Raw genomic sequence first — 26,911 nt, 5'->3', positions numbered from 1 at the left:
TTTTTACGTGTGGGGAAGACCATGGAACACCTGATCGACATCAAGGGCGTGCGCCACGCCTATCAAACCAAGGACGGCCCCCTGCCGGTTCTGGACGGGCTGGAACTGCAAGTGGCCGAGGGCGGTTTCGTGGCCGTTGTCGGCCCCTCGGGCTGTGGCAAGTCCACTTTGACCAAACTGGTGGCGGGCCTTTTGAAACCCGACCACGGCGAGGTCTGGCTGCACGGCGAGCGGGTGAAATCCCCCGGTCCACCGTGGGCATGGCGTTCCAAAACCCCGTCCTGCTGGAATGGCGTACCATTCTGGACAACGTGATCCTGCCCCTTGAAATCGTACCCAACAAGATGACCAAGGCACAGCAACAGGACCGCGCGCGGTACTTGCTGGACCTTGTGGGCCTTGCGGGGTTCGAGGACAAGCGCCCGTCCGAGCTGTCCGGCGGGATGCGCCAGCGCGCCAGCCTGTGCCGCGCCCTTGTCCATTCGCCCGAGGTGTTGATCCTGGATGAACCCTTCGGCGCGCTGGACGCCTTCACCCGCGAGGACCTTTGGCAGATCATGCACCAGGTCAAGGACAAGGAACCCTTCACCGGCGTGCTGATCACCCACGACCTGCGCGAAAGCATCTATCTGGCGGATCAGGTGATCGTGTTGTCGGGCCGCCCGGCGCGCACGCAATACGTCATGGACAACCCCCTAAACGGGCCGCGCCCCATCGACATGCTGTACACCAAGGACACCGCCGACAAACTGGCGATCCTGCGCCACCAGATCGAGGTCGCCCAAGGCCGCGCAGACGCCACGGAGGCCGCCCAATGACCGTCAAACAAATCGCAACGCCCCTGCTGGCCATCGTGATCTTTCTTGTGTTCTGGGAATGGATCGTCTGGTTCAACGGCTGGCCGAACTTCCGCATGGCGTCCCCCTCGGACCTGTGGCCCGCTTATGTGAAATACTGGGAATTGTTCCTGACCATGGGCTGGCAGACCCTGTGGCGCACGGTGGTGGGCCTGCTGCTGGCCATCGTGGTGGGCACGGGGATCGGCATGATCATGGGCTTTTCCAAGACCATGCGCGACGCGCTGTACCCCCTGCTGGTGGGCTTCAACGCCATTCCAAAGGCCACCGTGGTGCCCATCGTGGCGCTGATGTTCGTGGGCCAGCATGATTTCAACACCGTGCTGATCGCCTTCATGATCTCATTCTTCCCTATCGCCGTCTCGGTCAGCATCGGCCTGTCCACGCTGGAACCGGAATACCGCGACATCCTGCGGTCCCTGGGGGCCTCGCAGACCACGATCTTTTGGAAAATCGCCCTGCCCAAGACCCTGCCCGAATTCTTCGGCGCGCTGAAGGTGTCGGTCACGCTGGCCTTTATCGGCACCAACCTAATGGAAATCGTGTCCCCCCACGGGCGCGGCCTGGGCGCGTTGTTCGACAGCGGCAAGACCAACAGCGACTATCCCTTGATGTTCGCGGTCCTGATCGCCTTGGCGTTTCTGGGCATCGTGCTCTACTACGTCGTGGTCGCGCTGGAGAAAGTCTTTGCAGGCTGGGCCGACCGGCAACCGGGCTAGAACGCCTCGTCCTTCACCGCCTCCATGGACACATGGGTGGAGGTGGAGGCGACATGGGGCAGCGTGCTGATCCGCTCGCCCAGGGTGCTGCGATAGGCGCGGATGTCCGTGGTCCGTACCTTGAGCAGATAATCGAACGCCCCGGCGATCATGTGACATTCCTCGATCTCTTCCAACGCCAGCACAGCGGTGTTGAAGTCCCGCAGGGCCGTCTCGCGGGTGTCCGACAGCGTCACCTCAACAAAGGCCACGTGATCCACGCGCAGCTTTTCGGGCGACAGCACGGCGCGGAACCCCTCGATATACCCTTCGGCCATCAGGCGTTTCAGGCGGTTCTGACAGGGGGTCTTGGACAGACCCACCCGGCTGGCCAGCTCGGTGATGGCGATCCGCCCGTCGCTGGCCAGAATCCGCAGCATCTTGCGGTCAAATTGGTCGATTTGCCGCGCATGGGCCAGTTTTGCATCCATAATGACGCACCTTTCGCTGAAATAAGGGCGGATCGTCTGCATATTGCCCCTGAAAAGGCCCTTTGCCTAGGGGCAATCGCCTAGACTGGCTCCATCGCCAAACCCCACAGCCCAAAGGTGCCGCCATGAACATGCTCGACCCGATCCGCGCCCGCATCCGTGCCCAAGCCCGCGCCGAGGACGCCGCCGTGCTGGACACCTTGCAACGCATCGCCCCCTTGGACAGCGACCTGCGCGCCCGCGCCACCGCCCGGGCCACGGGTCTGGTGCAGGCGATCCGGTCCGACAAGGCCCCCGGCCTGATGGAGGTGTTCCTGGCCGAATACGGGTTGTCCACGGACGAGGGCATCGCCCTGATGTGTCTGGCCGAGGCGCTGCTGCGCGTGCCGGACGCCGACACCATCGACGCCCTGATCGAGGACAAGATCGCCCCCAGCCAGTGGTCCGAACATCTGGGGCACTCCTCCTCGACCCTTGTGAACGCCTCTACGTGGGCGTTGATGCTGACGGGCAAGGTGCTGTCGGACGGCCGGGGCACGGCGCAGGTCCTGCGCGGCGCGATCAAACGCATGGGCGAACCGGTGATCCGTGTGGCCGTGCGCCGCGCGATGCAGGAACTGGGCGGGCAATTCGTGCTGGGCGAGACGATCCAACAGGCGCTCAAGCGCGGTGCGCCCAAGGCCAAACAGGGCTACACCTTCAGCTATGACATGCTGGGCGAGGCGGCCCTGACCATGGCCGACGCCGATGCCTTCTTTGCCGCCTACCGCGCCGCGATCCAGCGGCTGGCAAAGACCTGCACCGGCGATGTGCGCAGCAACCCCGGCATCTCGATCAAACTGTCCGCCCTGCATCCGCGCTACGAGGAAGGCCAGCGCGACCGCGTCATGGCCGAACTGGTGCCGCGCACGCTGGAACTGGCCCAGATGGCCCGGGGCGCCGACATGGGCCTGAACATCGACGCCGAAGAGGCAGACCGCCTCGACCTGTCCCTCGACGTGATCGAGGCCGTGCTGTCGGACCCCAGCCTTGCGGGCTGGGACGGGTTCGGCGTGGTGGTGCAGGCCTATGGCAAACGCGCCCTGCCGGTCATCGACTGGCTGCACGCCCTGGCCACCCAACACGACCGCCGCATCATGGTGCGGCTGGTCAAGGGCGCCTATTGGGACACGGAAATCAAACGCGCCCAGGTCGAGGGTCTGGACGGGTTTCCGGTGTTCACCACCAAACCCGCCACCGACGTCAGCTATCTGTGTTGCGCGGCGCGGCTGCTGTCGGTCACGGATCGCATCTATCCGCAGTTTGCCACCCACAACGCCCATTCCGTCGCCACCATTCTGGAAATGGGCGCGGACCCGGCGGCGTTCGAATTCCAGCGCCTGCACGGCATGGGCGAGGCGCTGCACGACCTGATCCTTGCGGGCGGGGCGCGGTCGCGCATCTATGCCCCCGTGGGGGCCCACGCGGACCTGCTGGCCTATCTGGTGCGCCGGTTGTTGGAAAACGGGGCCAACAGCAGCTTTGTGAACCAGATCGTGGACGAGGATGTGCCCGCCGCACAGGTCGCCCGCGATCCCGTGCTGGACCTTGGCGCGGCCCCGGTGGTGGATCACCCCCGCGACCTCTACGCGCCCGAACGGCCCAATTCCAAGGGCTGGGACCTGCACGACCCGGTGGACCTTGCGGATTACACCGCCCGGCGCGCCCCCTTTGCCGAGTGCCAGTGGCACGTGGCCCCCCTGATGGTGGCCGTCCCCACGGGGACAGCGGTCGACACGATCACCAACCCCGCCCGCCCCGGCGACACCGTGGGCACCGCGACACTGGCCACAGCCGCCGATGCCGCCCAAGCCCTATCCGACGCCTCCCCCTGGGGGGCAGATGCCGCGACCCGGGCGCGCATCCTGAACGCGGCGGCCGACCTGTACGAGGACAACGCAGGCGAGGTCTTTGCCCTGCTCCACCGCGAGGCGGGCAAGACCGCCATGGACGCCATTGCCGAGCTGCGCGAGGCGGTGGACTTCCTGCGCTACTACGCCGCCCGCGCAACGGAGCTGACGGCACCCGCGCGCGGCACCTTCACCTGCATTTCGCCGTGGAACTTCCCGCTGGCGATTTTCTCCGGCCAGATCGCGGCGGCTCTGGCGGCGGGCAACGCGGTGGTGGCCAAACCTGCCGAACCCACGCCCCTGATCGCCCATCTCGCCGTGTCGCTGCTACACCGGGCGGGCGTGCCCCTGTCCGCCCTGCAACTGCTGCCCGGCACGGGGGCCGAGGTCGGCGCGGCCCTGACCCGCACCGTGGACGGCGTGTGTTTCACAGGCTCCACCGCCACGGCCCAGCGGATCAACCGGACCCTGGCCCCCGCCAGCCCCGCCGCCCCCCTGATCGCGGAAACCGGCGGGCTGAACGCCATGATCGTGGACAGCACCGCCCTGCCCGAACAGGCGGTCCGCGACATCGTCGCCAGCGCGTTCCAATCGGCGGGGCAGCGCTGCTCTGCCCTTCGGATGCTGTATGTCCAAAAGGATGTGGCCGACACCATGATCGAGATGCTGAAAGGGGCCATGGATCAGCTGCGCGTGGGCGACCCTTGGGACCTGTCCACGGATGTGGGCCCGATCATCCATTCCGACGCACTTGCTGGGATTCGTGCACATGTCGCGGCCCACGCGTGCGGGATCATGCACGAGTCGCCCGCCCCCGAAATCGGCACTTTTGCCGGGCCGACGGTCCTGCGGGTATCGGGGATCAAGGATCTGACGTCCGAGGTTTTCGGCCCCGTCCTGCATGTCGCCACCTTTGAGGCGGACCAGATCGACCAAGTGGTCGCTGATATCAACGCAAGCGGATACGGCCTGACCTTCGGCATCCACAGCCGGATTGACGACCGGGTGCAGCAGCTGACCAGCGCGGTGCACGCGGGCAATATCTACGTCAACCGCAACCAGATCGGGGCGGTCGTAGGCTCCCAACCCTTTGGCGGCGAAGGACTTTCTGGCACCGGACCCAAGGCGGGCGGGCCCTCTTACGTGGCGCGGTTCACGGGCCGGGTCGTGACCGGCGCGCCGGGGTCCGACGCCCCGCTGGCCGACCCCGCCACAGTGCAGGCCGCGCTGGACAATGCCCCTGCCCCGCGCGTGCTGACCACCCAGTCCCTACCCGGTCCGACCGGCGAATCGAACCGCCTGACCACTCTGGGGCGCGGGACGGTTCTGTGCCTTGGCCCCACGGCCCAGGACGTGGCGGATCAGGTGCGCACGGCCACCGCGAACGGCGCGGTGCCCGTGACCTTGCCCAAGGGTAAACTATTGTATCCCCACGATCTTTCGACCCTGACCGGCCTGGCCGCCGTGGCCTATTTTGGCGCGGATCTGACCCCCTACCGCACCGCATTGGCCGCGCGGGACGGGGCGATCCTGCCCCTGCTGACCCGGTCGGACATGGCCCTGATGTGTCAGGCGGAACGCCATGTGTGCATCGACACCACCGCCGCCGGGGGCAACGCCGCCCTGCTGGCCGAGGCGAGCTAGCGCAAAGGTCGCAACAAAGCCCCGGCGCGCCGCATCCCCCGTGGACATCGGCGCGCCGGACCCCCATGTATCGACAAACGCAAAAAGGGGGTCCCCATGGACAACGCACGCAATTTCTACATCAACGGCGCTTGGGTCGCCCCGCAATCGGGCAATGATTTCAACGTCATAGACCCCAGCACCGAAGAGGTGGCAACCACGATATCGCTGGGCGGGCAGGCCGACACGGACGCCGCCGTCGCCGCCGCCAAGGCCGCCTTTCCGAAATGGCGCCTGTCGTCCAAGGCGGAACGTCTGGACCTGTTGCAGTCGATCCTGGACGTCTACATGAAACGCTCCGACGATATGGCGGCGGTGATCAGCACGGAAATGGGCGCGCCCATCGACATGGCACGGGTGCAGCAATCGGGCACCGGGTCCTACCACCTCAAGGCATTTATCGAGGCATTACAGGGGTTTGAGTTCGAACACCCCCTGCGCCCGGGCGAGGAAGACACCCAGATCATCAAGGAACCCATCGGCGTATGTGCCCTGATCACGCCGTGGAACTGGCCCATGAACCAGATCACGCTCAAGGTGATCCCGGCGCTGGCCACGGGCTGCACCATGGTGCTGAAACCGTCGGAACAATCGCCCCTGTCGGGCATCCTGTTTTCCGAGATCATGCACGAGGCCGGCGTGCCCGCAGGCGTCTACAACATGCTGAACGGCGATGGTCCGGGCGTGGGGTCGCAGCTGTCGTCGCACAAGGACGTGGACATGGTTTCCTTCACCGGATCCACCCGCGCGGGCAAGGCCATCTCCATCGCGGGCGCCGAGACGATCAAGCGCGTCTCGCTGGAACTGGGCGGCAAGGGGGCCAACATCGTGTTCGCCGATGCCGACCCACGCGCCGTGGCCCAGGGGATCGCGCGCTGTTTCAACAACACCGGCCAGTCGTGCAACGCGCCGACCCGGATGTTGGTGGAACGGTCCCGCTATGATGCGGCCGTGCAAGAAGCGGTCGCCGCCGCCAATGCCACCACCGTGAACCCTGCGGCGGTAGAGGGCAAGCATATCGGCCCGCTGGTGTCGCAGATGCAGTTCGACAAGGTGCAAGAGTTGATCCAGATCGGGATCGACGAAGGGGCACATCTTGTGGCCGGGGGCCCAGGTCGCCCCGAGGGGTTGAATCGCGGCTACTTCGTCCGGCCCACTGTGTTCGCGGATTGCACCAACGACATGCGCATCATGCGCGAAGAGGTCTTTGGCCCCGTTCTGTCCATGATGCCCTTCGACACCGAGGAAGAGGCCATCGCGATTGCCAACGACACCGACTATGGCCTGACGAACTATGTCCAGACCACCGACGGCGACAAGGCCCGCCGCGTGGCGCGGGCCGTGCGGTCGGGCATGGTGGATATCAACGGACGCGCGCGTGGTGCAGGCTCTCCGTTCGGAGGCATGAAGCAATCGGGCAACGGGCGCGAAGGCGGGGAGTGGGGCCTGGACGAGTTCCTTGAGGTCCGCGCCATCGGCGGCTGGACCTCCGCCTAGGCGACTTGCAAACGCTGGCCGCGCGCACGCAGCGCGCGGTCGGCGGACAGGGGGCCAGCGCCCAGCATCGCGATGGTGGTCAACCCCAGCACCCAGAACGCCCGTTGGTCCAGGATCACCCCGTCCGCAATGGGATCGAACCACGCGCCAAGGGTGTCTGCATGGGCAATCCCGCCGTGGCCGTAAAGGTCGGTCAGGGATTGCACCACGACAAACCCGATCATGCCCAAGGCCGCCAACCGGGTGAACAGACCCAGCACGATCAGCACGGGCAAGACGAACTCTGCCGCCGTGCCGCCCACGACCACGGCCCAGTGGAACCAACCCAGTTGCGACACGTCAAAGCCAACCGCGGCCATGGCCTGCGGGAAGATCTGGGCATAGGCACCCAAGGATGGCGAGAACAGGCCCAAGACCCCGTCGCCCAGTTTGGTCAGCCCCGAGTTCCAGAAGTACATGAACAGCGTTGCGGCAAAGACGAAGCGGGCCAGTGTGGGCAGGATCGCCGGGGCGCTGGCCTGGAGCGCAGTGGTGGCGCGGGTGTACATAGGGATCATGGGGCTAGACTTTCAGTTCGGTGATCGCGCCGCGCGCAAGCAGGAGGGTGAGAAGGGGACCCAAGGCATCGCCCCCGTGCAGGGCCGCTGTCCCCATGGGGACACCTTGCATCAGGTCCCCAAGGATCAGGGCCTGCGCCGGGGTCAAGGCATCCACGTGAGGGTCAAAGTTTGGACGGGTCACAAGGGCGGGCTGCGCCCCCTGCCCGACCGTCCCGCCGCCGGAATTGGCGTGCCACAGGCTGGCCAAGGGATAGGCGGACGGGATCAGGTGCACGCTGGGGGCAAAGGTGAACCGCAGGTCCGGCAGGGCATCGGGGGCCACGGCTGTCAGCGCATCGGCGGGCACGGCGGCCGCGTCGGCGGCGTGATAGGCCGCGCGCACCGCCTGTTCCAACCGGGCCACATCGGGCAGGTAGGGCAGGCTGGCGGCGGGGGCAAAGCCCGCAAGAAAGCCCGGCATCTGTGCCCCGTAGTGCATCATCACGGGCGAGGTCGGGGGATGGGCGCGCAGGAACACGCCCGCCATGGCGCGAAAGAACGCCTCCCCCACCAGTTTGTGGATCACGGGGAAAGCCTGCACCAGCGCCTCGGTCAGGGACACGGCCACATTGTTGCGGTAGACGTCGAACCGCTTGGTCGCCCCCGCCCCGCCCGGATTGCGCAAGGTTGCGGGCGCGGGCGCGGCGGGGTCCAGCAGGGCTATGCGAAAATCGGTCTGGGTCATGGCGCAGTCGCAAGGGCGGTGGCGGCGCGCGCAGCCTCTGCGGCGAGAACGGGCCACTCGGGGACATCCGTGTCCCATTCGATCAACACAGGCTTGGGGCCGGAACGTGCGAGGGTATAGTTCAGCAGCGCCCAGACCGGGTCCGCCACCGCGCGCCCGTGGCTGTCGATCAGCAGCGGCGCGCCGGTCTCGTCGGCGTCCTCGTCATGGCCGCCAAGGTGGATCTCGCCCACCGCGTCCAAGGCGAAGGCGTCGATGTAGCCTTGGGGGGAATAGCCAAGGTTGGTGGCCGACACGAACACGTTGTTCACATCCAGCAGCAGGCCGCAGCCCGTGCGGGCCACCACTTGGGCCAGAAAATCCGTCTCGGACATCTCGCTGTCGGCAAAGGCCAGATAGCTGGAGGGGTTTTCCAACAGCATCTGACGACCAAGAGTGTTTTGCACCTGATCAATGTGGTCCGCCACGCGAGACAAGGTGGCGGCGGTGTATGGCAAAGGCAGAAGGTCATTGAGGAACGCGCCATCATGGGTGGACCATGCAAGGTGTTCGCTAAAGCTGGCGGGGTTGATGGCATCGCAGAGGGTGCGCAGGCGGGTCAGGTGATCGACGTCCAGCGGGCCTTCGCCGCCGATGGACAGGCCGACCCCGTGTACGGATATCGCAAAGCGTTCGGCCAAGTGGCGCAGTTGCGCCTGCGGTCGCCCCCCGGCCCCCATGTAATTTTCCGCGTGGATTTCCAGCCAGCCCACGGCACCGGGATCGTTCAACAGATCGCTAAAGTGCTGCGGCTTGTAGCCGACGCCGGGGCGGTTGGGCAGGCGGGGATGGGTCAGGTCAAACATGGGTGCGGGTCCGGAAATTGGGTGCCCCCCGGCAGATGGACCGGGGGGCAGCGTGTCTTATGCGGGCAGGTCACGATCCAACGCTTCGAGAGAGCCCATGCGCTTCTCGCCGTCGGCAGCCTCGATCACAGTGGTCTCGCATGTCCCCGCGGGGACAAGGGTCCAAGCGTTGCCCTGATAGTCAACGGTGGAAGACCCCGCGCAGGTGGTGCCGGGACCGGCGGCACAATCATTGGCACCGGCCAAGGACACACCGAAACATTTTTCGTTGGCTTGGGCGTTTGCAACGGTGGCCACGCCAGCGACAGCGGTTGCGAGGGTAGCGGCGAGGGCCAGAGTTGTGGTTGCTTTGGACATTTACGTTTTCCTTAGTTTGAGGTGTGCTGTGCCCCATTGGGGTACGCTTTCACCCTAATCGGCAAATTCGATCACAAACCAATCACGGAGGCGTGGGTCACGGCGCGGTGATCGCGCGTGAGCATACCGTGGGATACAAGTCTTTGAATTTCCATGGATCGGACGAAACGCGCCCGTCACGTGCGGCGCGAAATTGGATCAAATGTTTCAAGAATCGCTGCGGTCGCGTGACAAAATTACTGCTGTCCCGGCAGGCGGGCGCGCAGGGCCGCGACCTCTGCGTCGCGGTCATCAGCCTCTAGCAGGCGGATCTTGGCGCGCAGAACGGGCACCTCGGTGGGCAGGATGTCCAAGGCGCGATCGGCCATGGTGTGGGCCAGCGCGCGGGTGCGCCCCGGGCGCATGATCCGGGCGAGGTGGACATGCAGCCCGACGAAATCGTGGGGCATCTGGGCCGCCCGCTGCAGGGTGTCCAGCCCCTCGCGCCGGGCGTCATTGTCGAACAGCCATGTGCCCAGATCCGTCAGATAGAACGGATTGTCCGGCGCCACGGCAGCGGCGGCCCTGTAGTCGGCCTCGGCCCGGATCGGTTTGTCCATGGCCGCAAACAGATCGGCGCGGCGTTTCAGATACAGGGGGTTTTCGGGTTCATCGGCCAAGGCCTTTTCGATCTGGGGCAAGGCCGCCGCATACTCCCCCATGTCGCGCAGCAGGACCGACACGGCCGCCAGAAAGCCGGGATGGTTTTCCATGCCGCGATAGCCCATGTTCATCTGCCGCAGCAGCGTCATGATCCGCGGTTGGCTTTTGAAGGCAGAGGGCAGGTCAGGCCGATGCAAATGCCGCCAGTCCCGCACATCCAGATCCAGCGGCAAAAGCGGGTACTGGATGCGGGTGTCCGAGGCCACGCCGGGCCGCTGGGCAAAACCGTCGAGCAGCACCCCCTGTTCCTCGGCGAAATTGCCGCCCAGTTTTTGCCGCGCCCGCATGATCGACATGTCCACGGGGGGCTGGGTGTTGGCCGGGGCGTCCTGCCCCAGCAGCGCCATCATCAGTCGCGCGTTCGGGTGGAACGGCGCCGCATAAACCGCCGCCCCCGCCAAGGCAAAGGCCTGATCCAGCGGGGCCTTGGACAGGGCCGTCATGGCCGCGTATTGCGTGGCAAGGGTACTGGCAGACCGCAAGGGCACGGGCTGTTGCGCCATCCGGTCCAGCAGGGCGCGGCTGGCGGGCCAGTCTTGGGCAAAGAACAGCTCTTTGGCCAAAAGGTTGGGCAGGTAGGCCCGGTCAAAGCCCCGCGCCTCTAGGTCCTGTAACACCCTGAGCGAAACCTCGGGCTGACCCTTGGCGCGCTGGTGTTTGATCATGAAGGGCAGGTTTTGGCCCAGGTCAGCGTCCCCAAGAAAGCTGCCGTGATCGTGCAACAGACGGTGGGTCAGGGTATCGACCGCGCTGTGCTGATCCTCGATCGGCAGATCCTCGATCAGGGGCACGATCACCGATTGCCCCAAGGTGGCGGCCACGGTGGAAAAGGCGCTGGCGGCGGGGGCATAGATCGGCTTGCACCGCGCCATGGCCAGCAGTTCCAGCGAGTCCCGCTGCACAATCGTCAGATCGCTTGTGTCGATCACATCAGCCATGGATTTGACGGGCAGGCCCGCGCTGCGGAACCTGTCGATCTCGTCCGGAGCATCGCTGAACACGATGATTGTGACATCCGAGCCATGCTGATCCAGCAGGCGCTGCATGTGCGCCTCGTAGTAGACGCGCGGCACGTATTTCGTGCTCCAGAGGGTCTGGGAGGCATGGACGCTGGGATCGATGATATCCCCCCGGCGCAGGTGATAAGCGACAGAGGTGCCGCGCGGCAGGTTCACCTCCAGCTGCGCCAGCGCGTCCTGCACCACCGGATGCAGGATATCGGGGGTGATCTGATGGGCCAAGGCGGCCTTGGCTTGTTCTGGATCCTCGCCATGCAGGTAGGACGCGCTATGGGGGTTGCGGCACAACACCGTGCCCTTGCGGTCCAACAGGCGTTTCAGACGGTCTTGCGCCGGGGCAGGACCGACCCCATCCACCTGCACGCCTGACTGCATCAGATCCTCTGTATCCACATCGCGCAGAAAGTGATCCTCGATAAACCGGGCCGAGAAGAGCTGGTCGGGGTTTTGCAATTCGGGGCTGGTGTCTTCGTGATCGGGCCACAGAACGCCCAAGGGCGCCTCCAGCACACGGGACAACCGCCGCGCATTGGCAATGGCATTGAGCCGTGCGCCAAGGCGGTCATTGCGAAACGCGACCACACGGCCGGCGGCATGGGTGTTGGACAGGGTCATGCCATTGACTCTACACCGAAAGCCAAACCGAATGGCAGGGCTTGAAGGGAACATTTTTACCCAGATTGCGACGAGGCGGCAGAGGCCCGCCCGCCGCCGCAGGGGCTACAGCCGCGCCAGCAACTCGGCCTTCTTTGCGGCGAATTCGTCTTCGCTCAGCGCCCCGGCGTCTCGCAGATGCGCAAGGCGTTCAATCGTGGACAGGATATCGTTATCTTGCCCGGGCATAGTGGAGGGCGCAGACGGCTGCGGGGCCTCTGCCATGGGTTGGAAGAGCGCGGTCGGCTCCGGCTCTGCGGGTTGGTTCTGGGAGAACACGTCGCCCACGCGCGGCAAGGATGACAAGGGAAACTGACCGAACTGACTGGAAAACGTGACCCCCATGAAAGGATCGCCCGGACCCGACTGCTGCTGGCTGAACCCGCCAATTGCGTTGTTCAAAGTGTCCAACATGACAACGGGCGCGCCATTGCCCGGGTCAAAGGCGATACGATTGGCGTTCGGAAAATAGGCGTAGCGCGCGGCATTCTGCCCCCCGACGGAGGATGGCGTGCCCAACTCCTGCGGCCACCAAGAGGAGCCTGCGATGGTCTGCGGACGGGTGAAGAAGTCCCCATTCGCCTGCGCATTCGAAAGCTCGCCGCACAGGTTGCTGACCATGGTTTGCAGTCCAGTGTTGAACATATCGCCAACCATGGTCATGCCCCCCATCATCCACTGACCCGAGCCGCCAAGCTCTGGCACGTTGAACTGTGCCATGCCGCCGCCGCCATTGGCGACAGCGCGGGCCATATGCTCTACCGCGCCCTGCGACAGGCCGTACCGATGGGCCACGTCGTTGATCGTCGTGCGGCCGAATTCCGTAAGATCGGACATGGCGGTGGTTCCTTGAATGGGGAGAAGATGCGCGGCGCGACACGGTTTGTCCGCGCCACCCGCTGCTATGACGGGCCGCGGGGCGGATCACAACAGACATCTGTGCATAGCGGCCTGCCACTTCTGACCCAGTGGCGCGGTCGCTAGCGTGATGACGCCGTTGCGTGGTCGGTCATAAATGAATGCAAACGCCAACATCCAAGGGGCTTAATCACCAAGGCCGCGTTGCATCTAAGGGGTAAACATGGCTGGGATGGCAGGACTCGAACCTGCAACCTACGGTACCAAAAACCGGCGCTCTACCAATTGAGCTACATCCCACCGTGGGCGCTAGATAGAAGTGTGCGCGTCCGTTCGCAAGAGAAAAATGACGCGTGGACGCGACTGGATTGGCCGACTATCCCGGGGCCATGGAAAACTGGGATGTCATAGTGTTGGGCGCGGGTGCGGCGGGCCTGTTTTGTGGGGCAGAGGCCGCGCGGCGCGGGCGGCGTGTGCTTGTTCTGGACCACGCCAAGGCCCCGGGCGAGAAGATTCGCATCTCGGGCGGGGGGCGGTGCAATTTCACCAATATGTACATCGAGGGTGAAAAGTTTCTCGGCCAGAACCCGCGCTTTGCCCTGTCCGCCCTGAACCGCTTTACCCAGTGGGATTTCATCGAACGGGTGGACCGGGCCGGGATCGCTTGGCACGAGAAAACCTTGGGCCAGCTGTTCTGTGATGACAGTGCCAAGCAGATCATTGCCATGCTCACGGGCGACTTGCGGGCGGCGGCCGGGACCTTGCGCCTTGGCGTCGGGGTAGAGGGGCTCACGGGCGCGGGGCCGTTTACCTTGGCCACCACCGAGGGCGCGGTGCAGGCCGAGGCTGTGGTCGTGGCCACGGGCGGCCTGTCGATACCCAAGATGGGGGCCACGGGGATCGGATACAAAATCGCGCGCGCCTATGGGCTGGATATCGTGGATACGCGCCCCGCCCTTGTGCCCCTGACCTTCGAAGGTGCGCTGAAGTCCGAGATGGCCGCGATCTCGGGCGCGTCGGTCACGGCGCGGGTGTCGGGCGGCGGCGCAAGTTTCGACGAGGGGCTGTTATTCACCCACCGAGGCCTGTCCGGCCCCTCGATCCTGCAGATCAGCAGCTATTGGCGCGAGGGGCAGGCCATCACTGTAAATCTTGCGGCCAACGATGACATCCCCGCCCGACTGGCCGAGGCGCGGGCCGAACGGGGACGCATGTCGATCAAGAACGCCCTGGCCGTGCATCTGCCCGAAAAGCTGGCGGTGCAGGTCGTGGCGCGTGCCGGGGCCTCGGGCAACCTTGCGGATCAATCCAACGCGGCGCTGGACCAGCTGGGCGCGGCTGTGCACGACTGGCAAGTGACCCCCGCCGGGTCCGAAGGCTACCGCACCGCCGAAGTGACCTTGGGTGGCGTCGATACGGATCAGCTGGATGCCAAGACCATGGCCGCGCGATCGCAACCGGGCCTTTATTTCATCGGCGAGGTGGTGGATATCACCGGCTGGCTGGGCGGATACAACTTTCAATGGGCGTGGTCGTCGGGCTGGGCGTGCGGTCAGGTGTGCTAGGCCGGTAGGGCGGGATTTATCCCGCCGCCCCCATGATCAGGCCGGTAGTTGGACCCGTGGCGTAAGGCGTGCCAGCAAGTCCCCGTGTTTCGCCAGACGCCACACCTGTGTCGCGCCTTTGAGATGGTGCGCACAGGCGTGTCCAGTGGAATGGACAGCAGGGGCGGCGGGACAAGTCCCGCCCTACTCAGGCGACTTCTTGCAAGGCCACCTTGGGCGTGATGCCAAGCGCCGCGCAGACCTCGCGGGTCAGATCCGGTTTGTTGAGGGTGTAGAAATGCAGATGCTCCACGCCTTCGTCCGCCAGGGTGCTGCACAACTCCGTGCAATGGGCCAGCGCCATCAGATCCTCGCGCCCGTCGCGGATCGCCACCTCGAAGGCGGCATCCAGCTCCGCAGGCACGTGGGTGCCACAGCGTTGGGCAAAGCGCTTGGTCCCCGGCCACGATTCGATCGGAAAGATGCCGGGCACGATGGGCGCCGTGATCCCGGCATCCGCGCAGCGGTCGCGGAACCGCAGGAATGTCTCGGGGTCAAAGAAGAACTGCGTGATCGCCTCTGCCGCGCCGGCGTCGATCTTGCGTTTCAGATAGTCCACATCCGCTGTATCGCTGGCCGCCTCGGGGTGGCGGTCGGGATAGGCCCCCACGCGCAGGGTGAACTTGCCTGTTGCGGCCAAGGCCTCGATCAGCTCGACCGAATTGGCAAAACCCTCGGGATGGGGCGTGAAGGCCCCCTGCCCCTTTGGTGGGTCCCCGCGCAACGCCACGATATCCGTGACCCCGACGGCGGCGTATTGATCGGCAATCTCCAACGTCTCTGCCCGTGTCGCATCCACGCAGGTCAGGTGGGCGGCAACCCGCAAGCCCATACGCTTGTGCAAGGTCGCCACAGCCTCGTGGGTCAGGGCCCGCGTTGTGCCCCCCGCCCCATAGGTCACAGACACCAGCGTCGGGTCCAGTGGGGCCAGCGCGTTCACCGTATCCCACAGCCGCCAAGAGGCTTCGAGGGATTGCGGCGGGAAAAATTCGAAACTGACAGTCGGCGTGGCCATGACGATTGTGATCCTTGTTGTGTCGCAAACGTCATTCGCATATGCAGCATCGTGAAGCCACTTCATATTTCTAATGTAGATCATGAGCCGCACCATGCATCTGGAATTCCGCCACCTGCGCACCGTCAAGGCCATCCACGAATGTGGCGGCCTGTCCGCCGCCGCCGATCGCCTGAACATCACCCAATCCGCCCTGTCCCACCAGGTGAAGGGACTGGAGGATCAAGCGGGGGTGGAATTGTTCGTGCGCCGCACCAAGCCCATGAAACTGTCCGCCGCCGGTCTGCGCCTGCTGCGCTTGGCCGAACAGGTCCTGCCCCAGATCGAAGCCGTGCAAGAAGAATTCCTTGGCCTGCAAGCAGGCAAGACGGGGCGCCTGCACATCGCCATCGAATGCCACGCCTGTTTCGAATGGCTGTTTCCCGTGTTGGAACAGTTCCGCCGCGCATGGGGCGAGGTGGACGTGGACATCCGCCCAGGCCTGCAATTCAGCGCCCTTGATGCCCTCGCGCGCGAGGAGGTGGACCTTGTCGTGTCCTCCGACCCAGAGGATCTTCCAGGCATCGAATTCCTGCCCCTGTTCGATTACGAACCCGTTTTCGTCGCCTCATCCCAGCACCCCCTGGCCCAAAAGGACCACATCGTGGCCGAGGATCTGGCGGGGGAACTGCTGATCACCTACCCCGTGGAACGCAGCCGCCTCGACGTGTTCAACCAACTGCTGACCCCCGCCAAGGTGGAACCCCGCGCAATCCGGCAGGTGGAACTGACCGCCGTGATCCTGCTGCTGGTGGCCTCGAACCGGGGCGTGGCCGTCCTGCCCGATTGGGTCGTGCGCGAGGTGCGGTACAACTCCGACTACGTCACGCGGCCCCTTGGCCCCACGGGTACCACCCGCCGCCTGTACGCCGCGGTGCGCAGTGTAGACGCGCAAAAACCCTTCATGGCCCATGTGTTGCGCCTGATGCGGTCCGAACCCGTGAAGCTGCAACGTCACGTAGAGGCTTGAGGCGCGGGCCATTGGGGTCTATAGCCCGCCTCTGACCGAACCCCTAGGAGCCGATGATGCAAGGCAGCGCAAATCTGAACGTGATGATCAAGGCCGCCCGTGCGGCGGGCCGCAGCCTTGTCAAAGACTTCCGCGAGGTCGAGAACCTGCAAGTCTCCGCCAAGGGGGCGGGCGATTTCGTCAGCCGGGCCGACAAAGAGGCCGAGCGCATCATCCATGAAGCCTTGATGGAAGCGCGCCCGAACTATGGCTATCTGGGCGAAGAACTGGGCGAGATCGAGGGCAAGGACCCCACCCGGCGCTGGATCGTAGATCCGCTGGACGGGACCACCAACTTTCTGCACGGCATGCCCCACTGGGCCGTCAGCATCGCGCTGGAACACAAAGGCGAGGTCATATCGGCCGTGGTATTTGACGCCGCCAAGGGCGAGCTGTTCTTTGCCGAAAAGGGCCAGGGCGCATGGCTGGGCGATCAGCAACGTCTGCGCGTGTCGGGGCGGACCGCCTTGATCGAGTCCGTCTATGCCTCTGGTATTCCGTTTGCGGGTTCGAAATACCTGCCCGCCACCTTGCGCGATCTGGGCCGCCTGATGCCAGTCTGCGCGGGCCTGCGCCGCTGGGGCGCTGCCTCGCTGGATCTGGCCTATGTGGCCGCTGGCCGTTACGAAGGCTTCTGGGAACGGGGTCTGAAGCCCTGGGACCTCGCCGCGGGCATCCTGATCGCCAAAGAGGCGGGCGCGCTGGTCGAACCCATCCGCGCCGAACAATCCATCCTCGAAGACGGCCATGTGGTCTGTGCCAACGAAGGCACTTTCGACAGATTTGCCAAGATCATCCGCGACCGCGACAGCTAACCCTTGCTTCATTGGGTCAGAAATACCCCCGTGGAGTGTGAGGGCCGCGCGCCTCACGCGGGGGGAAACGGGGCTCGATGCCCCGTTCAACCCGCCCCCTGTTTGCCGTAATTTCGCCCTCTGTCCCCGTTAAAACGACTGCAACGGGCAAAGGGACGATTCGATGCTGACACGGTTTTTGAAAGACGACAGCGGTGCTGTAACCGTGGAGTGGGTCGTGATGACCGCCGCCACCGTGGGCATGGGCATGGCCGTCATGGGCGTGGTCAGTGAAGGGGTCGAGAACGCGGCAAATGACATGGGCAACACCCTCAAATCCATCCCGATCATGACCAGCTTTGCCGCATGGGATGCCTTTCGGCAACACGGCCTGAACCTGACCGGCGAGAATACCGTGCAGGCGGACCCCGATGCCCTACCCAATGGCTGGATCAACGGATGCCTCGTGGTGGATGGTGCAATCGTATCGTGCAGCTAGCGCAAGATTTGCTGTGCCACGCCTGCCAGCAACAGCCATGCTGTGGTCAGCCCAAAGGCCCAGTCAGCCCATAGCGGCAGGTCGAACCCCGGAAGGAACGTCGCCCACAGGCCTACGCCCGTCCACACCAGCGCCGCTGGCAAGGTGATCCGCCGCCAGCGCACGGTGCGCGTGGGGTGCACGAACTTGATCGGTACGAACATCGCCACAGACAGGACCACCGCCGCCAGCAGGATCGTCCACGGGGCCGGTGTCAGGATAAAGCACACCAGCGCCATCATGTTCCAACAGCCCGGGAAACCCTCGAAACTCTTGTCCTCGGTCTTCATCTGCACATCGGCAAAGTACAGGGCCGAGGCGAAGGGCACAATGAACAGCACCCCCCAGCCGATCCAGCCCGGCACCAGACCGCTGGCATAAAGCGCGTAAACTGGGATGAACACATAGGTCAGGTAGTCGATGATCAGGTCCAACAGCACCCCGTCAAACCGTGCCGCATGGATCGTGACGTCATAGCGGCGGGCCAAGGGGCCATCGACCCCGTCCACCACCAGCGCCACCAAGAGCCACAGGAACATCCATTGCCAGTTCTGCTCCACCGCGTTCAACATGGCCGCCATGGCAAAGATGGCGCCGGTGGCGGTCAGCAGGTGAACAGAGAGGGCGCGTGTTTTCGGCGACATTTGCCCTCAATGACGGATCGGAGCGGGTCTGTCCACGGTCAGAGTGCCTTTGTCGCAGATGCCCCTGCCCCGTGGGGGTGGGCCCGGGCATACACCTCCATCAGGCGGACTTGGTCCACGGCCGTGTAGGTCTGGGTCGTGGCCAGTGACGCATGGCCCAGCAATTCCTGGATTGCGCGCAGGTCGCCCCCGGCCTCCAACAGGTGGGTGGCAAAGCTGTGGCGCATGGCGTGGGGGGTGGCCGTGGCGGGCAGGCCCAACTGCATCCGCACATTCGCCACCACGCCCGAGATGGCGCGCGGGTTCAACGCCCCGCCCCGCGCCCCCCGGAACAAGGGCGCTTCCGGCGTCAGGTCAAAGGGGCACAGGCGTACGTATTTTTCGACCGCTGCCCGGGCGGCGGGCAACACCGGAACGATCCGTTCCTTGCCGCCCTTGCCCTTGATCGTCAGCACATCCGGCAGGGGAACCTGGCTGGCCGTCAGGGACAACGCCTCCGATATCCGCAGGCCGAGACCGTAAAGGATCGTGACCACAGCCACATCGCGGGCCGCGATCCAAGGGGTGTCGTGTTGCAGGGCAACCGTGTCCAACACCGCCTTGGCCGCATCGGGCGACAGGGGCCGGGGCAGTTTGCGCCGAAACTTGGGGCTGCGCGTGGCCAGCACGGCGGTGGGTTCACACTGCTCGCGCTCCCCCAGCCACCGGTAGAAGCTTTTGACCGCCGACAGGGACCGCGCCAGCGAACGCGCCGCGACGCCGCGCCCGCGCTCGTGGGCCATCCACGCGCGCATGTCGCTTTGGGTGATCCGCAACAGCGGCGTCAAACCCTGCGGTCCGCCCTGATGTTCGGTCATGAATGCCAGAAACCCGCCCACATCCCCGGCGTAGGCCGTCAGAGTGTTCTCGGCGGCCCCATCCAGCGCGCGGCAATGGTCCAGCCAACGGGCCATGGCATCGCGCGCACCGTCAGAAATTGCGACGCTCATGCCAGATGGCGGCGCATGACCCGTTCAAATATGCCGGTAAAGAATGCCAGCAGGTCGGTGCCTTGAGCCGCCCGGAACTGGTGCGGGTCTTCGGCCCCAAGCGATAGCATCCCGGGCAAACGGCCCGCGCCCAGATCCAGCTTCAACAGCGCCTCGGACCGGATCCAGTCCGCGTCCTCGCCAAACACCACGGTGGAGCTTGGCACCACTTGGCGCAAAGTCACTTGCCGCGCGGGCACGTCGCGCCCGCCGGTCAGGTAGTCTTGGATAAACCCGGGCTCTACGGCGGTCATGACGTCCGACAGGGATCCAAGGTCCGCCTCGCCCGCTTCCTTGCTTTCCAGCACCAGACGCACCCGGTCCACGCGCAGGATTTCCGCCACGTCCGTGGACAGGCAATGCAGGAAGGGTTCAAATTCGGAATGATCCATCATGCGCAGGATCGCGCGGTGGATCATATTGGTGCCTGCGAGGTTCTCGTAGGCGGCGGCGATCACGCTGCGGTGGGTGTCTTCAAGACGGTCCAGCCGGGTTTCCAGCCGTTCCATGGCGATGCCGCGCATGTCGACGATGTTGCCGCCCATCTGCCGCTCGTTCGCGGCGATCAGGGCGCGCATCACATCACGATCCTCCAACACCATATCGGGGTCGGACATGACCATATCACGCCAATCTTCGGAAAGCCCCGGTTCGGGGGCTGTTTGCTCTGCCATCTGCTCTCTCCGGTTTTTACCGTTGTTGCAGATGGCTATAGCATGGTCAGCGGAATTCTGGCTAGGATTTTAGACGATCTTGATATTCGCCTTGGCCGCATCGGCCACAAAGGCCGCCAAACCCTTGTCTGTCAGGACATGATTGGCCATGCCCTTGATCACGGCAGGGGGGGCGGTGGCCACATCGGCCCCGATCAGGGCGGCGTCCTTCATGTGGTTGGCGTTGCGAATCGAAGCGGCCAGGATCTCGGTGTCGTAGCAGTAGTTGTCGTACACCGTGCGGATGTCCTGAATCAGGTCCATGCCATCAAGGTTGATATCGTCCAGACGCCCGATGAAGGGCGACACAAAGGCGGCCCCCGCCTTGGCGGCCAGAATGGCTTGGTTCACGCTGAAACACAGGGTGACGTTGACCATCAAACCCTTGGAGGAGAAGTGCTTGCACGCCTTCAAGCCATCCCACGTCAGGGGCACCTTGACCGCAATGTTCTCGGCGATCTCGGCCAGCTTTTCACCCTCGCGGATCATGGTATCGGCGTCGGTGGCAACCACCTCCGCAGAGACGGGGCCTTCGACCATGGCGCAGATTTCCTTGGTCACTTCGAGGATGTCACGCCCCGATTTCGCGATGATCGAGGGGTTGGTGGTCACACCATCCACCATGCCCAGATCGTTCAGCTCTGCGATGGCGTCGATGTCTGCGGTGTCTACAAAGAATTTCATGTTGGCGGTCCTTGGTGCTTGCGGGCGGTGCGGGTTCGTGGCTCCCTTAGCGCAATCATTCCCCGGACGAAAGGCACACGACATGGCATTTGAACTTTGGCTGGCCTTTGCTGCGGCCTCTACGGCGTTGGTGCTGATCCCCGGTCCCACGGTCCTTTTGGTGCTGGCCTATGCGTTGTCCCAGGGCAAACGGGTGGCAGTCGCCTCTGCCGGGGGTGTGGCCTTGGGAGATTTGATCGCGATGACGGCTTCGTTGGCCGGGCTGGGCGCGTTGGTGCTGGCCTCGGCCACGGCGTTCACCGTGCTGAAATGGGCCGGCGCGGTCTATCTGGTCTACCTTGGGGTGCGGCTGTTCGTGTCAGCGCGAAACGTAACACCCGCTAGCCTTGCCAATCCTACGGTCACAAGCGCCCGCGCCATCTTTGGCCATGCCACGCTGGTCACGGCCTTGAACCCGAAATCCATCGCCTTCTTCATCGCCTTCGTGCCGCAATTCGTGGATGCGGGCGCGCCGCTGCTGCCACAGTTCACCATTCTGATTGCGACCTTCGTGGGCATCGCCACCCTGAATGCTCTGGCCTATGCGCTGTTGGCGGATCGACTGCGCGGGGTGATCACGCGCGCAGGTGTCCTGCGCTGGATCACACGCACAGGCGGGCTGGCCCTGATCGCAATGGGCGTGGCCACCGCCACCCTGCGCCGCGCCACATGACGCCAGAGCACTACCCCGAGGGCACCCTTGTCGGTGTCCTGACCACGCAACCCCTGGACCGTGTGCTGGATTACAAGGCCCCAGAGGGCGGCCTGTGGCTGGGGGCCTTTGTCGAGGTGCCCCTGGGCCCGCGTAAGGTGCTGGGTGTGGTCTGGGGCCCCGGGCGCGGCAACTGGGATCCGGCCAAGGTGCGCCGGGTGATCCGCACACTGGACGTGTCCCCCATGCGCACCGAGATGCGCGATTTCCTCGAACGCTCCGCCGCCTATACGCTGACGCCACTGACCGCGATGCTGCGCCTGGCCACCCGCGCTCCGGGGCTGCAAAACCCCGTGTCCATGCAAAAGGTCTACCGTTTGGGCGACCGCGCCCCCGACCGCATGACCCCGGCGCGCGAAAAGGTGCTGGCGGTGCTGGAAGATTTCGCAGGGGCCGTTTTCACTTTGGGCGAGTTGGCGGACATGGCGGGCGTGTCGTCGTCGGTGGTCAAGGGGTTGGCCAAACAGGGCGCACTGTTGGAACAGGACACCCCGCGCGACACCCCCTACCCGCCGCTCGACCCGTCCCGCCCGGGCAAAGCGCTGGCCGACGATCAGGCGACCGCAGCCGCCGCCCTGTCCGCGGCCATCAAGACCGGCACCTACGGCACGACCCTTCTGAAAGGCGTGACCGGGTCCGGCAAGACCGAAGTCTACCTAGAGGCCGTCGCCGCCTGCCTTGCGGCCGGTCGGCAGGCATTGGTCCTGTTGCCAGAGATCGCCCTGACGGCCGAATTCCTGACCCGGGTGCAGGACCGCTTTGGCGCGAAACCGGCAGAATGGCATTCGGGCGTGACAATGACCGAACGCCGCCGCTGCTGGCGCATGGTGGGCGAAGGGGGGCGCAGATGGTGATCGGCGCGCGGTCCGCCCTGTTCCTGCCTTTTCGCGACCTGGGCCTGATCGTCGTCGATGAAGAACACGACACCAGCTACAAACAGGAAGACGGCGTGCTGTACAACGCCCGCGACATGGCGGTGCTGCGCGCGTCCCTGTGCAGCGCGCAGGTCATCCTCGCCTCGGCCACACCGTCGCTGGAAAGCTGGGTCAACGCGCGCGAGGGCAAGTACACGCGCATCGACCTGACCTCTCGGTTCGGCGCGGCGACCCTGCCCGACATGTCGGCCATTGACATGCGTGCCGAGGCGCTGACCTCGGGCACCTGGATCTCTCCCACGCTGCGCAATGCCATCGCCGCCCGGATCGAGGCGGGCGAACAGGCGCTGGTGTTCCTGAACCGTCGGGGCTACGCCCCTGTGACCCTGTGCCGGGCCTGCGGCGAACAGGTCGGCTGCACCCAATGCGACGCGCGCATGGTGGAACACCGGTTCCTCAAGCGCCTGATGTGCCACCAATGCGGGGAAACGACACCAATCCCCGAGGCCTGTCCCGCGTGCAAAGCCGAAGGCACCCTGGCCCCTATCGGCCCCGGTGTCGAGCGCATCCAAGAGGAAATCACCACCCTGTTCCCAGACGCCCGCATCGCGGTGCTGTCGTCGGACCTCTTTGCCTCGGCCCGGGCGCTGAAGGCCCAGATCGAGGATATCGCGGCGGGCGGGGCAGACATCATCATCGGCACGCAGTTGGTGGCCAAAGGGCACAACTTTCCCCTGCTGACCCTCGTGGGGGTGGTGGATGCGGACCTTGGCCTGCAAGGCTCCGACCTGCGGGCGGCGGAGCGCACGTTCCAACTGATGCGGCAAGTGGCAGGTCGGGCCGGACGCGCGGGCAAAAAGGGTACGGCGCTGCTGCAGACCTTCCAGCCCGAACACCCGGTGATCCGGGCGACCCTGTCGGGCGAAGAAGAACCCTTCTGGACCGCCGAGGCGGACGAGCGGCGCTTGGCCGCCATGCCCCCTTTGGCCGCATGGCAGGCATCATCCTGTCGGACCCGGACCCGCAAGTGGCCTTCGACGTCGGTGCGGCACTGGCCGCCAACGCAGCCCCACTGGCCGCCGCCAACGCGGTGGTCTACGGCCCCGCCCCGGCCCCCATCGCCCGTATCCGGGGCCGCCACCGGGTGCGCCTGCTGGTCAAGGCCCCCAAGGGCGCGCCCCTGCAATCGGCCCTGACCAAGTGGATCGCGCAACTTAAACCGCCCGCCTCTCTGCGCCTGTCCGTGGATATCGACCCGCAGTCATTCTTCTGACCCGCACAGCGCGGGGCGCGGTGGGACAAGTTCCACCCTACCGGCCCATTGTTCCATAAATCCCTCAGGGGAGGTGCGCAGCATCAGAGAGGCCTAGGGCGGCAACGCCCCCAAACGACGCGTGCCCCCTTCCCCCGCGCGGGCTACACCGCTAAACCATCCCCAAGCAACCGCAGGACAGGTCAATGACACACGCCCCAACGCCCCAACCTGGCATCATGGACATCGCGCTGTACCAAGGCGGGGCGAGCCATATCGACGGCGTATCCGACATTCTGAAACTGTCCTCCAACGAGAACCCCCTCGGGGCCTCGCCCAAGGCCATTGCCGCGGCACAGGCGGCGGCGGGGGAATTGCACCGCTATCCCTCCACCGACCACGCCCCCCTGCGCGCGGCCATCGGGCAGACCCATGACCTGGACCCCGACCGGATCATCTGCGGCGTGGGGAGCGACGAGGTGTTGCACCTGCTGTGCCAAGCCTTCGCGGGTCCCGGCGACGAGGTGATTCACACCGAACACGGCTTTGCCATCTACAAGATCGGGGCGCTGGCCGCAGGCGCCACACCTGTCGAGGTGCCAGAAGCCAACCGCACAACGGACGTGGATGCGATCCTGAACGCCGTCACCGACCGCACCCGGATCGTGTTCATCGCCAACCCCAACAACCCCACAGGCACCATGATCGGCGACAACGCCATCACCCGCCTTGCACGCGAACTGCCCAAGGATTGTCTGCTGGTGCTGGACGGGGCCTACGCCGAATTCCCCGAAGGTTACGACGGCGGCGCAACCCTTGCGACGACCATGCCCAATGTGGTGATGACGCGCACCTTCTCCAAGGTTTACGGGTTGGGCGGGATGCGTGTAGGTTGGGGCTATGGCCCGCGCGAGATCATCGACACACTGAACCGGATCCGGGGACCCTTCAACCTGTCCCACATCGCCCTCGCGGCGGCGGAGGCTGCGGTGCTGGACCAAGACTACGTGTCCCACTGCATCGCCGTGAACACCGAACAGCGCGCGCGGTTGGCCAAGGGTTTGGCCAAGCTGGGCTTTCCGTCCGACCCGTCCGAGGCGAACTTTGTACTGGCCCGCACCCGCGATGGGGACGAGGCTGGCGCGGCGGACGCCTTCCTGAAAACCCAAGGGATCATCGTGCGACGCGTCACGGGCTATGGCCTGCCCGCGGCGCTGCGCATCACAGTGGGCGACGCGCCAGACGTGGACCGGGTGCTGGCCGCCCTGGAAGCCTTCCGCGCGGATCACCCGGCATGAGCATCCTGTACAACCGCGTAGCCCTGATCGGCCTTGGCCTGATCGCGGGGTCCATGGCCCATGCCATGCGCCGCGATGGGCTGGTGGGCGAAATCGTCGGCACAGCGCGCAGCGCCGAAACCCGTGCGACCGCCGCCGAAATCGAGCTGGTGGACCGGGTGACTGACACAGCGGCCGAGGCTGTGGCGGGTGCTGATCTGGTCGTCCTGTGCGTACCCGTGGGGGCCATGGACACCGTAGCACGCGAGATTGCGCCGCACTTGGCCCCGGGTGCGACGATCACCGACGTAGGCTCCGTCAAGCGCGGGGTGATCGAGGCCGTGGCCCCACACTTGCCTGACACCGTGCACTTCATCCCCGGTCACCCCCTTGCAGGCACGGAGCATTCCGGGCCCCGATCCGGCTTTGCCGAACTGTTCGACAACCGCTGGTGCCTTCTGACCCCGGTCGAAGGTACGGATCCAGAGGCCACCGCGCGTCTGACCAAACTGTGGCGTGGCATGGGATCGAATGTGGATACGATGGACCCCGACCATCACGACCTTGTTCTGGCCGTTACCTCTCACGCGCCGCACCTGATCGCCTACACGATGGTGGGCGTAGCAGACGATTTGCAGCGCGTGACCGACAGCGAAGTCATCCAATACTCCGCCGCAGGTTTCCGCGATTTCACGCGCATTGCGGCCAGTGATCCGACCATGTGGCGTGATGTGTTTCTGTCCAACAAAGATGCCACGCTAGAGATTTTGGGCCGCTTCACCGAGGAACTCTTCGCCCTGCAACGGGCCATCCGCACGGGCGATGGTGATCACCTGTACGACTTTTTCACCCGCACCCGCGCGATCCGGCGCGGGATCATTGAGGCTGGGCAAGACACGGACGCCCCGAACTTCGGTCGCCCGACAAAGCGGGAGGGGTAGATGCGCACAGTCGTGGCCATGTTTACCGCGTTGACCCTCGCCCTGCCCGCGTGGGCCGAAATGCGTCCGGTTCCACGCCCAGTGGCCCCTGTTGCGCAAGGCATTGAAACGCGTGTGGTTCAGGGCACGACATTGGCGCCGACCGCGTCGCTGCGGCCCACTTTGCGGCAGTCTTCCGCCACGCCCGCGCGTCAGCCCACGCAGAATTTCGCGTCGCGGATCGCGGCGGTCCTGTCCACGCCCAACGGCGGGCGCGTGACGAACACAGCGCCGGTCATCGAGATGGCTGCCTTGCAACGGTCCATACGGCCAAAGGTCCGGCCCCGGGCCGTGACCCGCGCCGTGGCGCGCCGCCAATCCGGTGCGGCCTGCGGGCGACGCTCCGTCAAGGCTGTATCCATCCCACCCATCTCGGGCCGGGGCGGGTGCGGAGTACCGAATGCCGTCCGAGTGACCGAGGTATCCGGCGTCGTCCTGAGCCAAGCGGCGACGATTGATTGTGAAACCGCCCTCGCCTTGGACGACTGGGTCAGCAAGGGCGCCCTTCCCGCGGTGGGGCGCTACGGCGGCGGTCTAAAGAGCATGCGCGTGGTCAGCCACTATTCATGCCGCAGCCGGCAAAGCCGCCGAGGCCGCGTTTTGTCCGAACACGCAAAGGGCAAAGCCATTGATATCGCAGGTTTTAATTTCAATGACGGCAGCAAAATCACCCTGCTGACCGACTGGGGCAAACGGCGCGAGGGGCGTATCCTGCGCGAGATGTGGCGCGCCGCCTGTGGGCCGTTCGGAACGGTCTTGGGGCCTGACGCGAACGCCGCACACCGAGATCACTTTCACTTTGATACCGCAAAATATGCCGGGCGCACATACTGTCGTTAGACACAGCGATACCACAATGCAAAAGGCCCGCCCC

The 26,911-nt window shown here is 65.1% G+C and carries 23 protein-coding genes, 1 tRNA gene and 2 pseudogenes; 13 read left to right on the top strand and 13 right to left on the bottom strand.

Annotated features, from left to right (window positions below):
• Window positions 1–21: 21 nt before the first annotated feature.
• Window positions 22–818 (top strand): annotated as a pseudogene (locus ACZ1G0_RS03730) (ABC transporter ATP-binding protein).
• A complete protein-coding gene (locus tag ACZ1G0_RS03725) occupies window positions 815–1,576 on the top strand; it encodes an ABC transporter permease (protein ID WP_472735714.1) in 762 nt (253 codons plus the stop codon). The pseudogene ACZ1G0_RS03730 and the gene ACZ1G0_RS03725 overlap by 4 nt, the downstream one beginning before the upstream one ends.
• Here ACZ1G0_RS03725 and ACZ1G0_RS03720 read toward each other — a convergent pair.
• The gene (locus tag ACZ1G0_RS03720) at window positions 1,573–2,046 is read right to left on the bottom strand and encodes an Lrp/AsnC ligand binding domain-containing protein (protein WP_472735713.1); all 474 of its coding nucleotides are present in this window, start codon (window positions 2,044–2,046) and stop codon (window positions 1,573–1,575) included. The two genes, ACZ1G0_RS03725 and ACZ1G0_RS03720, sit on opposite strands and share 4 nt — an antisense overlap.
• A gap of 125 nt (window positions 2,047–2,171) precedes the next feature.
• On the opposite strand from ACZ1G0_RS03720, the gene putA reads away from it, so the two are divergent.
• Both putA and ACZ1G0_RS03710 read left to right on the top strand, forming a co-directional pair.
• The gene (gene putA, locus ACZ1G0_RS03715; protein WP_472735712.1) at window positions 2,172–5,579 is read left to right on the top strand and encodes a bifunctional proline dehydrogenase/L-glutamate gamma-semialdehyde dehydrogenase PutA; all 3,408 of its coding nucleotides are present in this window, start codon (window positions 2,172–2,174) and stop codon (window positions 5,577–5,579) included.
• Between the two features lie 96 nt (window positions 5,580–5,675).
• The gene (locus tag ACZ1G0_RS03710; RefSeq protein WP_472735711.1) at window positions 5,676–7,115 is read left to right on the top strand and encodes an aldehyde dehydrogenase family protein; all 1,440 of its coding nucleotides are present in this window, start codon (window positions 5,676–5,678) and stop codon (window positions 7,113–7,115) included.
• Here the strand turns inward: ACZ1G0_RS03710 and ACZ1G0_RS03705 are convergent.
• The 7 genes from ACZ1G0_RS03705 to ACZ1G0_RS03675 all read right to left on the bottom strand — a co-directional run bounded on the left by ACZ1G0_RS03705 (window position 7,112) and on the right by ACZ1G0_RS03675 (window position 13,134).
• Complete coding sequence (locus ACZ1G0_RS03705; protein ID WP_472735710.1) at window positions 7,112–7,672, bottom strand: DoxX family protein; 561 nt, start codon at window positions 7,670–7,672, stop codon at window positions 7,112–7,114. The genes ACZ1G0_RS03710 and ACZ1G0_RS03705 overlap by 4 nt on opposite strands.
• A 4-nt stretch (window positions 7,673–7,676) precedes the next feature.
• On the bottom strand, window positions 7,677–8,399 hold the full coding sequence (locus tag ACZ1G0_RS03700) for an HvfC/BufC family peptide modification chaperone (RefSeq protein WP_472735709.1): 723 nt from the start codon (window positions 8,397–8,399) through the stop codon (window positions 7,677–7,679).
• Entirely contained in the window at window positions 8,396–9,244 is an 849-nt protein-coding gene (gene bufB / locus ACZ1G0_RS03695) for an MNIO family bufferin maturase (protein ID WP_472735708.1), read from the bottom strand. Before bufB ends, ACZ1G0_RS03700 begins: the two co-directional genes overlap by 4 nt.
• A gap of 57 nt (window positions 9,245–9,301) precedes the next feature.
• On the bottom strand, window positions 9,302–9,601 hold the full coding sequence (locus tag ACZ1G0_RS03690; RefSeq protein WP_472735707.1) for a BufA1 family periplasmic bufferin-type metallophore: 300 nt from the start codon (window positions 9,599–9,601) through the stop codon (window positions 9,302–9,304).
• A gap of 236 nt (window positions 9,602–9,837) precedes the next feature.
• A complete protein-coding gene (locus ACZ1G0_RS03685) occupies window positions 9,838–11,937 on the bottom strand; it encodes an O-fucosyltransferase family protein (protein WP_472735706.1) in 2,100 nt (699 codons plus the stop codon).
• A gap of 105 nt (window positions 11,938–12,042) precedes the next feature.
• On the bottom strand, window positions 12,043–12,813 hold the full coding sequence (locus ACZ1G0_RS03680) for an SHOCT domain-containing protein (RefSeq protein ID WP_472735705.1): 771 nt from the start codon (window positions 12,811–12,813) through the stop codon (window positions 12,043–12,045).
• 245 nt (window positions 12,814–13,058) lie between these two features.
• A tRNA-Gln gene (locus tag ACZ1G0_RS03675) sits at window positions 13,059–13,134 on the bottom strand.
• An 89-nt stretch (window positions 13,135–13,223) separates the two neighbouring features.
• Between ACZ1G0_RS03675 and ACZ1G0_RS03670 the strand changes: the two genes are divergently transcribed.
• Window positions 13,224–14,399 (top strand): BaiN/RdsA family NAD(P)/FAD-dependent oxidoreductase, encoded by a 1,176-nt coding sequence (locus tag ACZ1G0_RS03670; RefSeq protein ID WP_472737765.1) that lies wholly within the window; start codon window positions 13,224–13,226, stop codon window positions 14,397–14,399.
• Window positions 14,400–14,586: 187 nt separating this feature from the next.
• Here ACZ1G0_RS03670 and metF read toward each other — a convergent pair whose 3' ends face one another.
• Window positions 14,587–15,453, bottom strand: coding sequence for a methylenetetrahydrofolate reductase [NAD(P)H] (metF, locus tag ACZ1G0_RS03665; protein ID WP_472735704.1), 867 nt, complete (start codon window positions 15,451–15,453; stop codon window positions 14,587–14,589).
• Between the two features lie 94 nt (window positions 15,454–15,547).
• On the opposite strand from metF, the gene ACZ1G0_RS03660 reads away from it, so the two are divergent.
• From ACZ1G0_RS03660 to ACZ1G0_RS03650, 3 genes are all read left to right on the top strand, one after another.
• On the top strand, window positions 15,548–16,462 hold the full coding sequence (locus tag ACZ1G0_RS03660; RefSeq protein ID WP_472737764.1) for a LysR family transcriptional regulator: 915 nt from the start codon (window positions 15,548–15,550) through the stop codon (window positions 16,460–16,462).
• A gap of 56 nt (window positions 16,463–16,518) precedes the next feature.
• Window positions 16,519–17,316 (top strand): inositol monophosphatase family protein, encoded by a 798-nt coding sequence (locus ACZ1G0_RS03655; RefSeq protein WP_472735703.1) that lies wholly within the window; start codon window positions 16,519–16,521, stop codon window positions 17,314–17,316.
• 163 nt (window positions 17,317–17,479) lie between these two features.
• Window positions 17,480–17,794 carry a Flp family type IVb pilin gene (locus ACZ1G0_RS03650; protein WP_472735702.1) on the top strand — a complete coding sequence of 105 codons (315 nt, stop codon included), beginning with the start codon at window positions 17,480–17,482 and terminating at the stop codon, window positions 17,792–17,794.
• Here the strand turns inward: ACZ1G0_RS03650 and ACZ1G0_RS03645 are convergent.
• The 4 genes from ACZ1G0_RS03645 to fsa all read right to left on the bottom strand — a co-directional run bounded on the left by ACZ1G0_RS03645 (window position 17,791) and on the right by fsa (window position 20,902).
• A complete protein-coding gene (locus tag ACZ1G0_RS03645) occupies window positions 17,791–18,477 on the bottom strand; it encodes a CDP-alcohol phosphatidyltransferase family protein (protein ID WP_472735701.1) in 687 nt (228 codons plus the stop codon). The genes ACZ1G0_RS03650 and ACZ1G0_RS03645 overlap by 4 nt on opposite strands.
• A 38-nt stretch (window positions 18,478–18,515) precedes the next feature.
• A complete protein-coding gene (locus ACZ1G0_RS03640) occupies window positions 18,516–19,466 on the bottom strand; it encodes a tyrosine recombinase XerC (RefSeq protein WP_472735700.1) in 951 nt (316 codons plus the stop codon).
• Window positions 19,463–20,179, bottom strand: a complete 717-nt coding sequence (locus tag ACZ1G0_RS03635) for a DUF484 family protein (protein WP_472735699.1) — start codon at window positions 20,177–20,179, stop codon at window positions 19,463–19,465. Before ACZ1G0_RS03635 ends, ACZ1G0_RS03640 begins: the two co-directional genes overlap by 4 nt.
• Before the next feature lie 69 nt (window positions 20,180–20,248).
• Window positions 20,249–20,902 carry a fructose-6-phosphate aldolase gene (fsa, locus tag ACZ1G0_RS03630; RefSeq protein ID WP_472735698.1) on the bottom strand — a complete coding sequence of 218 codons (654 nt, stop codon included), beginning with the start codon at window positions 20,900–20,902 and terminating at the stop codon, window positions 20,249–20,251.
• Window positions 20,903–20,984: 82 nt separating this feature from the next.
• Here fsa and ACZ1G0_RS03625 point away from each other — a divergent pair, with 82 nt between their 5' ends.
• The 5 genes and pseudogenes from ACZ1G0_RS03625 to ACZ1G0_RS03605 all read left to right on the top strand — a co-directional run bounded on the left by ACZ1G0_RS03625 (window position 20,985) and on the right by ACZ1G0_RS03605 (window position 26,877).
• The gene (locus tag ACZ1G0_RS03625; RefSeq protein WP_472735697.1) at window positions 20,985–21,614 is read left to right on the top strand and encodes a LysE family translocator; all 630 of its coding nucleotides are present in this window, start codon (window positions 20,985–20,987) and stop codon (window positions 21,612–21,614) included.
• Window positions 21,611–23,801, top strand: a pseudogene (locus tag ACZ1G0_RS03620) (primosomal protein N'). Before ACZ1G0_RS03625 ends, ACZ1G0_RS03620 begins: the two are co-directional and overlap by 4 nt.
• 185 nt (window positions 23,802–23,986) lie before the next feature.
• Complete coding sequence (gene hisC / locus ACZ1G0_RS03615) at window positions 23,987–25,078, top strand: histidinol-phosphate transaminase (protein WP_472735696.1); 1,092 nt, start codon at window positions 23,987–23,989, stop codon at window positions 25,076–25,078.
• Window positions 25,075–25,998, top strand: coding sequence for a prephenate/arogenate dehydrogenase family protein (locus ACZ1G0_RS03610; RefSeq protein ID WP_472735695.1), 924 nt, complete (start codon window positions 25,075–25,077; stop codon window positions 25,996–25,998). Before hisC ends, ACZ1G0_RS03610 begins: the two co-directional genes overlap by 4 nt.
• Window positions 25,999–26,877, top strand: coding sequence for an extensin-like domain-containing protein (locus ACZ1G0_RS03605; RefSeq protein WP_472735694.1), 879 nt, complete (start codon window positions 25,999–26,001; stop codon window positions 26,875–26,877). It begins immediately after the preceding gene.
• Window positions 26,878–26,911: the final 34 nt, after the last annotated feature.

The sequence above is a fragment of the Thalassobacter sp. HA4-2 genome (genome assembly GCF_055693705.1).
This window is presented reverse-complemented; position numbering and strand designations above follow the sequence as displayed.